This window comes from Chitinophaga sp. MM2321 (assembly GCF_964033635.1).
Classification (GTDB): Bacteria; Bacteroidota; Bacteroidia; order Chitinophagales; family Chitinophagaceae; genus Chitinophaga.
Genome location: NZ_OZ035533.1, coordinates 6,123,994 through 6,137,497, shown reverse-complemented (window position 1 = coordinate 6,137,497; position 13,504 = coordinate 6,123,994). Strand labels below are relative to the sequence as shown.

The window sequence follows — 13,504 nt, the reverse complement described above, 5'->3', positions numbered from 1 at the left end:
ATAATTCTTCTATCTTACCTTTTTCTGTTAATCTTATTATGAAGAAAATTATAAAACTATTGCTGGTACTGGGTTTGGGCATCTTACATGCCCAGGCCCAAACGCCACAAGGAAAGATCAAAGGCCAACTGACAGACCAGAAGACCAAAGAAGCTATGCCTGCTGCTACCATCGTATTGCTGCATGCAAAAGATTCTACGGTTGCCAATACCGCATTGACAAATGACAAAGGAGATTTTGAAATCGACGGCGTAGCTGACGGCGCATACCGGCTCTACATCAGCTTCCTCGGCTACAAAGCCATCAATAAACCCATACAGATCAATGCTGACAATAAACAGGTATCCCTCGGTAATATCACGATGGAACTCAAAGGCGTTGACCTCAACACCGTAGAAATACTGGACGAAAAACCACCCATTGTAGTTAAAAAAGATACCCTTGAATTTAATGCAGATGCCTTCAAAACCCGCGAAAATGCAGTAGTAGAAGACCTGCTCAAAAAACTCCCCGGCGTAACCGTAGATAAAGACGGCGTTATTACCGCCCAGGGCGAAACCGTTACCCGGGTACTGGTAGATGGCAAACCATTTTTTGGAAATGATCCCAAGCTCGCCACCAAAAACCTGCCCGCCAACATCATCGATAAAGTACAGCTGATCGATAAAAAATCTGATCAGGCAGAGTTCACCCAAATTGATGACGGGCAAACAGAAAAAGCCATCAATATTGTTATCAAAAAAGATAAAAATAAAGGCGTCTTTGGCCGCGCTACCGCGGGCTATGGAACAGATGACCGTTTCGGCGGATCACTCAGCCTTAACCGCTTCAACGCCAGCCAGAAGATATCACTGCTCGCTGGTGGCAACAACGTCAACAATATGGGCTACACCGCACAGGATCAGATAAGCTTCAGTGGCGGCGGTGGTGGCGGTGGACGAGGAGGTGGTGGTGGCCGTGGCGGCGGAGGCGGTAACTCCATACAACAAAACCTGGGCGGCAGTAGTGGCAGTGGTATCACCCGCAACTGGAACGCCGGTCTTAACTTCAACCAGGACTTTAGCCCAAAACTGACCGTCAACGGCAGCTATTTTTACAATGATACTAAAACGGATGTCGCGCAAAAAAGTGCCCGTCAGAATTTCCTGGCAGACTCCAGCTCGTACTATAACAATACCTCGGCATCACAGACAGATAACAGCAATAACCGTATAGCTGCAAGGGTAGAGTATAAGATAGATTCCATGCACTCGCTGATCTTTTCCCCCACGTATTCTTTTACCAACGGGAACAGCTATTCCATGAGCGACTATCAGTCTTTAAATAACAACAAGGATACAGTAAACAAAGGCACTTCCTTTAACGACGGTCATGGCAACATGCAGAACCTCGGTGGTAACCTCTTGTTCAGAAAGCGGTTCAAAAAGCCAGGGCGCTCACTCAGTGCCAACTTCAGCTATAACAACAACATCAGCGATCAGGAGAATTATAATAAATCAAACACCACTTTCTTTAATGCAGACGGCTCACAAAATACAACCGTCTTCAATCAACGCAACGACATCAACACTACCAGCCGCAACGCCGGTATAAACCTGACTTACACAGAGCCGCTGTTTAAAGACCGCTACCTGGAAGTGAATTATGGTCTTACAAAATATAACAGCAACAGTACAAAATATACGTATGATTTTAATGATGGCAAAGATACCTACGACAAGCTGAACGACTCACTGAGCAACGCTTTCACCAATAGTACACTGAACCAACGGACAGGTCTTGCCCTACGCACCATTAAACTGAAATATGACTACTCACTGGGTGTAAATATTCTTTTTAACAACCTGGATAATATAACACACTCCTTCAGAACACAACAGGACAGCCTCATACAACAGCGTACCGTTAACTTTTCACCGAATGCATCTTTCAACTATACATTCGCTAAAAACAAACGCTTACGTATTAACTACAACGGTGCTACGCAGCAGCCTACTGTACAGCAATTGCAACCAGTACCGGACAACAGTAATCCGCTGTACATTCAGTTGGGTAACCCCGACCTGAAACCGGCGTACAACAACAGCCTGAACATACGATATAACCAGTTTAACAACATCACTTACCGGGGTTTATTTACCTCCCTTACCGGCTCATTCGGGAGTAATAAAATTATCAACTCTACAGTTCTCGATAGTCTCGGTAGACAAATCAGTAAACCGGTAAACGTAAATGGTTATTACAATGTGCGGGGTATGGTGCATAATTCCATCCCGCTGTCGCAAACACCTGGTCAGAACCTGAATACAGGAACCTCCGTCAGCTACGGCCGCGATGTAAACATTACCAACGGCTTGCTTAACTACGTTAATAAATTACAGCTGTCGCAATCTGCCAGCGTAAACTATATGTACAAAGAATTGCTGGATGTATCGGTAGGAGGAAGTGTGAGCTATAACTCTACGAGGTATACGTTAAAGCAAACCAATAATACCAACTACCTGGACTATAGCGCCAACCTGGATTTCAACATTAATCTGCCCTATGGTTTTATGCTGGGCAGTGATGTTACCACTACGCTGAACAGGGGTCGTGCAGCAGGATACAACCTGACCTCCACTATGTGGAATGCCAATATATCAAAGTATGTATTTCCTAAAAAACAAGGGATGTTCAAGATCCAGGGCTTCGACCTGTTGAGACAATATGTGAGTGTTTCCCGGAATGTAAACGATAACTATATTGAAGATGTACAGACCAATGTACTGCAACAATATTTTATGGTAAGCTTCACTTACTTCCTGAATAAATTCGGTGGAAATACAAAAGGAGGAGAGAACAGGGGCATGCGGATGGGTATGCCCAGAGGTGGTGGAATGGGAAGACCGGGAAGATTCTAAAACATTTAGGAATTTTTTGATTTACGGATTTAGTTATTTTGTTTCAAAATAAGATATACCACTGAAACAAAATAACTAAATCCGTAAATCAAAAAATCCCTAAATGGACATGGTTCTTCTTCCAGCCCATATCCTTTTCAATGCCCAAGCGAGCGTAAAGGAAGGAATGATATCTGTTCCGGGGAACAGTTCCTCCAGAAAATTGAAAACACTTCCGAAAGTACCGAGTGAACCGCCAAACATGCGATAGAAAATAATGGCCGAAATGGGCGCCCATACAAGATCACTCACGTCGCCTAAAACAGGAAATGCGTAACTGGCGCATCCTATAAGATCCATTAAGATACAGATCCACAAACTGGGAGTATATTTCTTTTCCATATCCACCTCCGCTTTTTCAATACCTATAAACAAATTACTTACCAAAGTATAAAATCTACCTGCAAATTACTTTATTTCCGCGGTGGGAGCGCAGCCAGATCTATGCAAAACATAAATTCCGTATATCCACGTAAATCCGGGATAATTTGCAACCCCTGGGCTTGCAACTCCGCGTTATTTCAGCTAAATTGATCTCAATTTAAAAAGCACTCACTTTATGCACGAGGAAAACTCACGCCGCGATATGATCAAAAAAGTAGCTACTATGGCCCTGGCATCCACTGCTTTATCATCTCTCTCCAACCGGGTATCTGCACACGACAATGCCGTAGGAGAGCACCTGAAAGGGAAAATCAACCACTCCGTATGCGCCTGGTGTTATAAAATGCCATTGGACGAACTCTGTAAGGCTGCCAAAGAAATCGGCATCCCCTCCATTGACCTGGTGGCCCCGGCAGAATTTCCCATTCTGAAGAAACATGACATGATTTCCGCCATGGTGGCCTCCAACAGTCCCGATTGGGGCATCACCCGTGGTTTCAATATGGTAGCCCATCACGAAAAGCTGGAAGAACATTTCAAATACCATATAGACGAAACCGCCAAAGCCGGCTTCACCAACCTGATCTGCTTTTCCGGTAACCGCAATGGCATGGACCCGCAACTGGGCATTGAAAACTGCACCAAGGGCCTCCAACGCATTATGGGGTATGCTGAAAAGAAAAAAGTGGTCCTCGTTATGGAACTACTCAACAGTAAAGTGGATCACCACGACTACCAATGCGACCATACCGCGTGGGGTGTAGAACTATGCAAATCAGTGGGCTCTCCGAACTTCAAGCTCCTTTACGATATTTATCATATGCAGATCATGGAAGGCGATGTAATCCGCAACATCCGCGAAAGCCACCAGTACTTTGCTCATTACCATACCGGTGGAGTACCGGGCCGCAATGAAATAGACGAAACACAGGAACTTTACTATCCGGCCATCATGAAAGCGATTTATGACACCGGCTTCAAAGGCCACGTGGCACAGGAGTTTATCCCTGCCCATGCAGATAAAATTGCTTCGCTGAAACAGGGTGTACAAATTTGCGACATCTAAACCAGGATTAGCAGGATAAAAAAAGATTAACAGGATGGGTGTTATGTTTTAATTCTCCCGAATTATTACTCAACATAACACCCATCCTGTTAATCTTTTTTTATCCTGCTAATCCTGGTCAGTGTTTCCAGTCCTGGCGCAGCACTCCCATCACCACCATATCCACATATTGTCCGTGGAGTTTGGCGCTATGGCGTAAGATCCCTTCCCTGGCAAATCCCAGCTTAATGGGAATCTGGCCGCTGCGTTCATTCTGTAATACGAAGCGGATCTCTATTTTATTCAAACGGAGTTTCTTAAATGCAAAAGTGATGAGTGCTTTACAAGCGGCAGTAACGATTCCTTTGCCCTGAAAAGGCTCTCCGATCCAATATCCTACCTCTGCTTTCTGTAGTTGATGATCCCATCCATGTAAATCCAATACACCACAAAACTCTTGCTGATACCATATTCCCAGCGCAACGGCTTCCTGTTCTTCTGCTTTGCGCAGCATCAGTTGTATAAAACGCAGACTATGTTCTTCATTGGTATTATAATCTACCCAGGGTAAAAATTTGCGCAGACTTTTACGGGAGGAATCCAGCTGTTTATATACAAGTGGTGCATCCTGCAATTGCAGTTGCCGTAAATAGATGCTGTCATTAACAGGTACTTCGAACATAGCTGGGTTTAAAAACGGCATTAAACGTACAAAAAAATTGCGAATCAGGCCATGGATTTATACAATTAGCCTGATTAGCGAAGATAGAACGGATCATACTTTTACCCGCCCTGATCTTCACTAATCAGGCTAACCACATAAATCAGCGGTCTAGTTATTTGTTAACAACTGCCGCTTACCCATATCCTTCACTACTTCCTGTGCATATAATACCGCCATTCTTTCTGTAGTGGGCGGGTCAAAAGATCGTGATTGCACGGAATACAATAGCTTACCGCTTTGCAGATCATACAAATTGCCTTCCCATTGATATTTGGTACTATAAGTAATATATCCACCCGGAGCATACATTCTTGAATACCAGCTGGAATAGTAAGGCCAGAAGCCATAATAACCATAAGGCTGATACATATAGCCTGGAACATAATTCTTTTCCCTGCCCTTATCCAGCATGACAATCGTCATTACCTGGTTTACATCGCTGCCCTGTAACTTGCTGACCACCTGCTTTTCACCCATTTTACCAAACTGTTGTGGTCCGTATTCCTTTAATGCAGATACCGCATTGTAGCCTTTCTTCCTTAACTCGGAAACAGTATAGGTTTCCATCTGACTCCTTAAGGCACGGTCTTTCGCAGGAACCAGCGCCATCACCATTATTTTCTGATCCTTCTGCAATTGCTGTGCATCATTTCTACGCCACGATGATGTTACTTTGGTACTCGTACAGGCTGACGTGGCCATTATTGCCAGTCCTGCCATTATTAAACCCAGCTTTTTCATGGTCCCTCCTTATTTTGATTAGTTAGTACCTGTTAGACGTACAGAGAAAGGATTTGTAACACCTGAAAGCGGGTTTTAACAATTTATTCACCAAGATGGACCAAGATTTAACAGATGAACGGATTTAAAGGATTTAAAGCGGGTATTATTTTTTTGTGAGATAAAAAAATTAGCGAAGATAAAAGCGTATTATGCTTTCATCTTCGCTAATTATTTAAATATATATAATAATCTGTCTAATCTCTAAAAAACCTGTCCCATCCTGATAATCCTCAAAATCCGTTCAATCCTGGTCAGTAGTTGATCACTTGTTCTTCAATAACTGCAGGAACCTCTCTGAACTCATATAACTGTGTACGTAACTGCGGCTCAAAACCAGCTTCTTTAATAGCCTCCTGCATAGAAAGGTAGGTAAAGCGGTGAGGGGCGCCGGCGGCACTTACCACGTTTTCTTCGATCATAATAGAACCGAAATCGTTGGCGCCTGCATGCAGGCAAAGTTGCGCTACCTGTTTACCTACTGTTAGCCAGGAAGCCTGGATATTTTTAATATTCGGCAACATGATACGGCTCATGGCAATCATCCGGATATATTCTTCGGAGGTGGTCATGTTATGCACGCCACGGATTTTTGCCAGCAGGGTATCCACATCCTGGAAAGTCCATGGAATAAAGGCGGTAAAGCCATAATGACCTTCCGGTTTCTCACTTTGCACCTGCCGGATAGCTGCGAGGTGTTCAAAGCGTTCCAGCACAGTTTCTACGTGTCCGAACATCATGGTAGCGGATGAAGCGATGTTCAGCTTATGCGCTGCACGCATCACGTCCAGCCATTCCTGTGCGCCGCATTTTCCTTTGGAGATGAGCCTGCGTACACGATCATTGAGAATTTCAGCACCGGCGCCGGGTAAACTGTCCATACCCGCTTCCTTCAGCGCACGCAATACTTCAATATGCGTGCTCTTTTCCAGTTTGGTGATATGCGCTACTTCCGGGGGCCCAAGTGTGTGCAGCTTTAATGTAGGATACAGCTGCTTTAACTCCCTGAAAAGAGTGGTATAAAAACTGAGTCCCAGTTCAGGATGATGGCCGCCTTGCAGCAGCAGCTGGTCACCGCCAAACTTGAGCGTTTCTTCTATCTTGCGTTTGTATTCGTCTATGCCAGTAATATATGCTTCCGCATGCCCGGGAATACGATAAAAATTGCAAAACTTACAGTTGGCTGTGCACACATTGGTGGTGTTCACATTCCTGTCTATCTGCCAGGTTACCTTTCCATGTGGTACCTGTTGTTTCCGTAATTCGTTGGCAATATGCATCAGTTCAGCCAGCGGTGCATTTTCAAATAAGTATACACCTTCTTCTGCTGTCAGAAATTCGAAATGCTGTGCCTTTTGGTATAAATCCTGAAGTTCCATATGCTTTTTTTCATCCCTGAATAACCAGGCAAAGGTAGTATTTCGCCGATTAACAGCCTGTAATAAAAATATTTTATACGACGGTTTTTAAATGTTAAATTTATATAAATACGATACTCCCTGCATCCCGTGTATGCTTAAACCAAATCTGTTTTGTTCATTACTGCTGCTGCTTGTAGCCTCCGCCGGTACCTTTCAGAATGCAATAGCCGGAAATGCCACGTTAGAAAACGATAGTACCAGGGAATCCGTGCTTATCACCCGCTTCCATTTTAAACAATACTATGGAGGGGTAGTGATCATACAGGCGTTGCTCAGTAATATACCGGATACCCTCCAGTTTATCCTGGACACCGGAAGCGCCGGCATCTCCCTGGATACAAGCACATGCGTGCGACTGGGAATCAAACTAACCCCTACTGATAAAATAGTCAAGGGCCTCGGCGGTTCCAAACCCGTATCGTTTGCCATGCACCATTCCCTGAAACTGCCTGGCCTCCGGATCGACAGTCTCGATTTTCATATCAACGACTATGAACTTATCAGCCAGGTATACGGTATACAGATAGATGGGATCATCGGCTACAGCTTTCTCTCCCGGTACATCGTTACGGTAGATTATGATACGGAAGAAATTATCGTCTACAGTAAGGGAAAATTTAACTATCCCAGGGGAGGACAACTGCTCAAACCTTCTCTCACCCAGATTCCCCTGGTATCTGCCCCTTTGAGGAACAACAAAAAGACCATCAACAACCGTTACTATTTCGATACCGGTGCAGGTATGTGCCTCCTGTTGTCTACCCAGTTTGTGAAAGACAGCAGTGTATTCAGCAACTCAAGGCGCAGTAAGAAAATTATCCAGACAGAAGCCCAGGGACTTGGCGGCAAGATGCAGATGTCGCTTACCACTATCCAGGAGTTCCGTATCGGCAACTATGCTTTCCGGAATGTGCCTACTTATATTTTTGATGATGTTACCAATGTTACTGCCTATCCTTTTCTTGGAGGTATGATCGGCAATGATTTGCTGCGGCGGTTCAATATCACCCTCAATTACGGCAAAAAGGAAATATTTCTCATGCCCAATACGCATTACAGGGATATGTTTGATTACTCCTACACAGGACTGATCATTTACCTGATCGATGGCAGGGTAGAAGTAACCGATATCATCAAAGGTTCTCCGGCAGAAAAAGCCGGCTTCAAAAAAGGAGATATAATCATGGCGGTCAACAATAACCTGGGGGCTAATCTGCAGCTATTCCGCGAGCTGCTGAAAAATATCGGTACCCGCGCAGTGATCCTCATTAGCCGGGATAATGACCTGCTCATTAAAAAATTGCCAATAAAAAGTATTCTTTAGCGTTATTTGTGGCATGTGGCGTTTCTTAGGGATTGTAATTGTGTTTTTCTGCCATGCTGTAGTACCTGCCGGTGCACAGCGTAAAAATACGTCTGCGGAAGTGGACAATAAGAAACCCGTAGCGGTGATCCCTTTCAAACTGATAGATAAACATGTTGTCATCCCGGTACTCCTTTCCGGGAGCATTGATACCCTTCATTTTATTTTTGATTCCGGCGCGGAAGTCACCATCCTGCATACACGTATCGCCGAAAAATTACAGCTAAAAAGTGGGCGGGAAGCCTTTATGAGCGGTAGCAACAACGGCATGATTAAAGTGCCGGTAACTACTTTAAACGCCCTTTACCTGAAAGAAATACGGCTCCCTTACGTCAGCGCCTATCTCGAAAACCTGGATGCACTGGGACCTATAGACGGCGTGATAGGCGTAGCTTTGCTCAAATCCTACATCGTAAAAATAGACTACCGGCAACAGCAAATAACCCTGTTCCGTAACGGTAAAACGCCTATTGGCAATACCGGCCGGCTGCTTCACTTTCAGCTCAATTTCAGCACACCGGTCATTGATGCCGCTATCCAATTGCCTGATGGCCGCTCCTTACCCGGGCACTATCACGTCACCACCGGCGGAGATTATGGCATCCTGTTTAACTGGGCTTATGTAGATAAAAACAAACTCAACACCGCCTTACCCACCATCGATACAGACAAGGTGCAGGATATGATAAAGATCCTCTACTATATCAACAGCAGCATTCCCTTACTCCAGCTGGGCGGACATGATATCAAAAATGTTCCCGTCAGTTATTGCAAAGATGTAGACGATGTAGGCGTATTTACAGAAGTGGCCGGCGCTATTGGCTACGATATCTGGAAACAGTTTACCCTCACAATCAACTACAACAAAAAAGAACTCTATCTGGAATAAATACGCGCAACGGGCCCGATTCGTAAATTTTTCCCCTATTTTTACCTTTACACAACAATCATATTATGATTCACTATAATAAATTTACGTTAGCTAATGGGCTGCGGGTAATCGTTCACGAGGACCATACCACTCCCATGGCTGTACTAAACGTACTGTACGACGTAGGAGCGAGAGATGAAAATCCGGAACAGACAGGCTTTGCTCACTTATTTGAACACCTGATGTTTGGAGGGTCCATTAATATCCCGGAATATGATGAACCCTTGCAGATGGCGGGCGGAGAAAACAACGCCTACACCACCAGTGATCTTACCAACTACTATATTCAGCTCCCGGCAGAAAATATTGAAACCGCCTTCTGGCTGGAAAGTGACCGGATGTTGTCGCTCGCATTTGGCGAAAAAAGCCTGGATGTACAACGTAAGGTCGTTTCTGAAGAGTTTAAGGAACACTACATCAACAAACCATATGGTGATGTATGGCATAAAATGCGCGAGCTGGCCTACTCCACACATCCTTATCGCTGGATGACCATAGGGAAAGAACTATCACATATTGAAAACGCTACCCTGGAAGATGTAAAAGCCTTTTTCTTTAAATTTTACAGACCAGCCAACGCGATCATTTCAGTAGGAGGCAACATCACCACCGAACAGGTGAAAGTACTGGCAGAGAAGTGGTTTGGCGACATTCCTTCCGGTGATAAATATCTCCGTAACCTGCCGGCAGAACCGCCGCAACCAGCGCCGCATAAACTGGAAATAAAAGCTAAAGTACCCCTGGACGCATTGTATAAATGCTACCACATGTATGCCCGTGAGGACAAACGCTATTATGCTGCTGATCTTATCTCCGATATCCTCGGTGGTGGCAGTTCTTCCCGCTTACACCAGGTACTGGTAAAAGAGAAAAAAATGTTCAGCAATATCGACTGTTATCATTTCGGCAGCCTGGATGCCGGTTTACTCACCATCGAAGGCAAACTGGTGAAAGGCGTAAAAATGAAAGATGCCGAAAAAGCTATTCAGATAGAACTGGAAAAACTGCAAAGTGAAATCATCACCGACAGAGAATTGCAGAAAGTAAAGAACCGCGTTGAAAGTATGCTCGCTTTTGAAGACATGAGCTTACTCAATCGTGCCAACAACCTCGCATTTTATGAACTGCTCGGCGATGCCGCATTAATGAACAAGGAATTTGATAACTACGAAGTAGTTACCGCAGCAGAAATACACCAGGAAGCAAAGCTGCTTTTTGATGAGAAAAATTCCAACACTATTTACTATTACGCCGAAAACTAAATCTATGGCTGCTTTGCAGCTATATCGGTTTAAATAAAACCTAATGAACAGAACCATTCCTCCTTCCATTAAAGATGCTGTGGAGTTTAATATAACGCTGAAACCGTACGAAAAATTTACACTGGACAACGGTATCCCCGTTTATGTGATAAAGTCGGATGAACAGGAGACACTTCAACTGGAGCTGGTATTTCCTGCCGGCAGCTGGTATGAAAGTGAAAGCCTGGAAGCTACTGCTACCAACTTCCTGATGAAGAGTGGCACCAGCAAACACACAGCCCAGGAAATAAATGAAAGCATCGACTACCACGGCGCTTACCTGAACCGTAATGCCTATCATGAAAATGCAACGTATACACTGCACTGTCTTAGCAAACATACAGAAGTACTGTTGCCGGTATTACAGGAAGTAATCCTGGACCCCATATTTCCGGAAGAAGAACTAAATCTCTACAAACAGAATCAGAAACAAAAACTGGCTGTTAATCTTCAGAAATGTGACTTTGTTGCTAATCGCTTTATTGATAAATACCTGTTTGGCGAATTTCATCCATACGGCCGCGTAAGCAGCATGATGGCTTACGATGCACTGCAAACAGAAACCCTGCGTGGCTTTTACAAAAAGCATTACACTTACAATAACTGTCGCATTTTTGTAGCAGGACACATGCCGGACAACATGGTTGAACTGCTGAATAAATATTTCGGTAGTACGCCCTGGAACGGAGATTCCCGGCTCACCAAACTGGATCTGCTGATCCAGCCGGCTGAAGAGAGAAAGTTCCGCATCTTCAATGATGAAAATGGCGTACAGGGTGCTGTACGGCTGGCGCGGCCTTTCCCCAACCGTTACCATCCCGACTTCCCAAAAATGCTTGTACTGAATACCATAATGGGCGGCTATTTCGGATCGAGATTGATGAGTAATATCAGGGAAGACAAAGGCTACACCTACGGGATCTATTCGCAACTCTATAACTTCAGGCAAACCAGCGCCATCAACATCCAGACCGAAGCCGGCAGGGATGTTTGTGAAGCCACTATTGAAGAAGTGTATAAAGAGTTATTGAAGCTGCAAAATGAACCGGTGCCGAAAGAAGAACTGGACCTGGTACGCAACTATATGATCGGCTCTGTTTTAGGTGACCTGGATGGCGCATTTCAGTTGATCCAGCGTTGGAAAAACCTGATCCTCAATGATCTGGACGAACATTATTTCTACAATAATATCCGCACTATTAAAACGATTACCGCAGAAGAATTACAACAGCTGGCGAAGCAATATTATTCGCCAGGCGATTTTTATGAGCTGGTAGTTATTTAAGAAGATGAAAACCGGGGATAGAAAAGACTTCCGATACCGGGAACTTTTACTATCACCGGTTTTGGTTAGTGCGCTATACTTAAAACGATCACTAACATGGAAAATGAATCAATCTATCTGGCGGCCAATAAAACACTTTGGAATAAATGTACCCCCGTTCACGTTACCTCCGCTTTTTACAACGTAGCAGGATTTGTGAATGGCAATAATTCGCTCAATAGTATAGAGCTGGAATTACTGGGGGATGTACAAGGTAAAAAGATACTTCACCTGCAATGCCACTTCGGACAGGATACGCTTTCACTGGCCAGGATGGGTGCAAACACAACAGGGATAGACCTTTCAGACGCCGCTATCGCCGAAGCCAATACCCTCGCCGCACAATTGCAACTACAGGATAAAGCCCGCTTCATTTGCTGTGACCTCTACAGTTTACCCGCGCACCTGCAAGGTACTTTTGATATCGTATTCACTTCTTACGGCACCATCGGATGGCTGCCTGATCTCGACAAGTGGGCCGGTGTGGTGAATCATTTCCTAAAACCCGGCGGACAATTTATCATGGCCGATTTTCATCCGGTGATGTGGATGTTTGATGATAGCTTTACTTCCATCCGTTATAACTATTTCAATACAACAACGATTGTGGAAGAAGTAGCCGGCACGTATACAGATGGCGGATCAGATCTCAAAAGTGTTTCCTATTCCTGGAACCACTCTCTGTCTGAAATCACCGGATCGCTTACTGGTAAAGGGTTACAGATACAGGTGTTTCGTGAATATAATTATTCTCCCTACAACTGTTTCAGTAACATGGTAGAAAAAAACAGCCGCTTTTACATCAAAGGAATGGAAGAAAAACTGCCGATGGTATATGCATTTAAATTCTTTAAACCCGATTGATATGAAATCACTTTTCATGGCGCTTTTACTGATGGCCGGCAGCTTTACCGGATTTGCGCAGTCACAGGCGGAGATGAACAAACAGGCCGCACAGGAATACAAGGACGTTGATAAAAAGATGAATACTGTTTACCAGCTGATCCTGAAAGACTATGCCGCCAACAAAACATTTATCAACAACTTCAAGGATGCACAACGGTTGTGGGTGCAGTTGAGAGATGCCCAACTGAAAGCCATGTATCCCGAATCTGCCAAAAGTTATGGAAGTGTTTTCCCGATGTGTAAGGCCAATTACCTCGCGGAGCTTACCAACCAGCGCCTCGATGCCATAAAAGTTTGGATCAATGATACCCCGCAGGGTGACGTATGTACCGGGTCGATTAATGTGAAGCAATAGTCGACATAAATTAATATATTTAAATATATTA

At 44.4% G+C, this 13,504-nt stretch carries 12 protein-coding genes; 8 read left to right on the top strand and 4 right to left on the bottom strand.

The features are described from left to right. Positions 1–38 precede the first annotated feature (38 nt). Positions 39–2,900, top strand: coding sequence for an outer membrane beta-barrel protein (locus tag ABQ275_RS24090; protein WP_349315698.1), 2,862 nt, complete (start codon positions 39–41; stop codon positions 2,898–2,900). Between the two features lie 99 nt (positions 2,901–2,999). Here ABQ275_RS24090 and ABQ275_RS24085 read toward each other — a convergent pair whose 3' ends face one another. Beyond that, entirely contained in the window at positions 3,000–3,281 is a 282-nt protein-coding gene (locus ABQ275_RS24085; protein ID WP_349315697.1) for a hypothetical protein, read from the bottom strand. Between the two features lie 217 nt (positions 3,282–3,498). Here ABQ275_RS24085 and ABQ275_RS24080 point away from each other — a divergent pair, with 217 nt between their 5' ends. After that, positions 3,499–4,389: a TIM barrel protein gene (locus ABQ275_RS24080; RefSeq protein WP_349315696.1), complete on the top strand. Its 891-nt coding sequence runs from the start codon at positions 3,499–3,501 to the stop codon at positions 4,387–4,389. Between the two features lie 118 nt (positions 4,390–4,507). Here the strand turns inward: ABQ275_RS24080 and ABQ275_RS24075 are convergent, their stop codons facing one another. The 3 genes from ABQ275_RS24075 to mqnC form a co-directional block, all read right to left on the bottom strand. Further along, positions 4,508–5,050 carry a GNAT family protein gene (locus ABQ275_RS24075; protein WP_349315695.1) on the bottom strand — a complete coding sequence of 181 codons (543 nt, stop codon included), beginning with the start codon at positions 5,048–5,050 and terminating at the stop codon, positions 4,508–4,510. Positions 5,051–5,200: 150 nt separating this feature from the next. Beyond that, a complete protein-coding gene (locus ABQ275_RS24070) occupies positions 5,201–5,833 on the bottom strand; it encodes a hypothetical protein (RefSeq protein ID WP_349315694.1) in 633 nt (210 codons plus the stop codon). Positions 5,834–6,126: 293 nt separating this feature from the next. After that, entirely contained in the window at positions 6,127–7,251 is a 1,125-nt protein-coding gene (gene mqnC / locus ABQ275_RS24065; protein ID WP_349315693.1) for a cyclic dehypoxanthinyl futalosine synthase, read from the bottom strand. 133 nt (positions 7,252–7,384) lie between these two features. Between mqnC and ABQ275_RS24060 the strand changes: the two genes are divergently transcribed. From ABQ275_RS24060 to ABQ275_RS24035, 6 genes are all read left to right on the top strand, one after another. After that, complete coding sequence (locus ABQ275_RS24060) at positions 7,385–8,617, top strand: aspartyl protease family protein (protein WP_349315692.1); 1,233 nt, start codon at positions 7,385–7,387, stop codon at positions 8,615–8,617. Between the two features lie 13 nt (positions 8,618–8,630). Next, positions 8,631–9,545 (top strand): retropepsin-like aspartic protease, encoded by a 915-nt coding sequence (locus tag ABQ275_RS24055; RefSeq protein ID WP_349315691.1) that lies wholly within the window; start codon positions 8,631–8,633, stop codon positions 9,543–9,545. 65 nt (positions 9,546–9,610) lie between these two features. After that, positions 9,611–10,849 (top strand): pitrilysin family protein, encoded by a 1,239-nt coding sequence (locus tag ABQ275_RS24050; RefSeq protein ID WP_349315690.1) that lies wholly within the window; start codon positions 9,611–9,613, stop codon positions 10,847–10,849. Between the two features lie 43 nt (positions 10,850–10,892). Continuing rightward, positions 10,893–12,173: a pitrilysin family protein gene (locus ABQ275_RS24045; protein WP_349315689.1), complete on the top strand. Its 1,281-nt coding sequence runs from the start codon at positions 10,893–10,895 to the stop codon at positions 12,171–12,173. Between the two features lie 96 nt (positions 12,174–12,269). Next, entirely contained in the window at positions 12,270–13,076 is an 807-nt protein-coding gene (locus ABQ275_RS24040; RefSeq protein ID WP_349315688.1) for a class I SAM-dependent methyltransferase, read from the top strand. Position 13,077: 1 nt separating this feature from the next. Further along, positions 13,078–13,473: a lysozyme inhibitor LprI family protein gene (locus tag ABQ275_RS24035; RefSeq protein ID WP_349315687.1), complete on the top strand. Its 396-nt coding sequence runs from the start codon at positions 13,078–13,080 to the stop codon at positions 13,471–13,473. Positions 13,474–13,504 lie beyond the last annotated feature (31 nt).